This is a genomic window from Pseudoalteromonas sp. SIMBA_162 (assembly GCF_046535955.1).
Classification (GTDB): domain Bacteria; phylum Pseudomonadota; class Gammaproteobacteria; order Enterobacterales; family Alteromonadaceae; genus Pseudoalteromonas; species Pseudoalteromonas marina.
This window is the reverse complement of sequence record NZ_JAWJBQ010000482.1, coordinates 1-268: the sequence shown is the minus strand read 5'-3', so window position 1 is coordinate 268 and position 268 is coordinate 1. Positions and strand designations below refer to the sequence as shown.

At 61.9% G+C, this 268-nt stretch carries 1 pseudogene; it reads right to left on the bottom strand.

Annotation, left to right across the window (positions count from 1 at the left end):
* A pseudogene (locus tag R0J88_RS20590) lies at nucleotides 1-80 on the bottom strand (HNH nuclease family protein); the annotation flags it as partial.
* Between the last annotated feature and the right edge of the window lie 188 nt (nucleotides 81-268).

Sequence of the window (268 nt, the reverse complement as noted above, 5' to 3'; positions counted from 1 at the left end):
CCCATTTCCCGGTCGCGCTGGGCGTCGGCAAGGATACGGTCCAGCTTGGCGGTGTTGGACGGGGGAGTGGACGAACTCATGGGTTCACCTTTGTAGAAGGACTAATGACGGTAATGGACAAAGTTTAGCTCAGGCCTTGAGCTTCTCGGCAATCCAGATGGTGTGCCGGGTGCCGCGATTGCCATGGGCGAAGACCTGCACTTCCTCGGCCTTGAAGCCGGCCTTGCGCAGGCGCTCGGAGAACTGCCGGTCGGCGCTGGCCGACCAC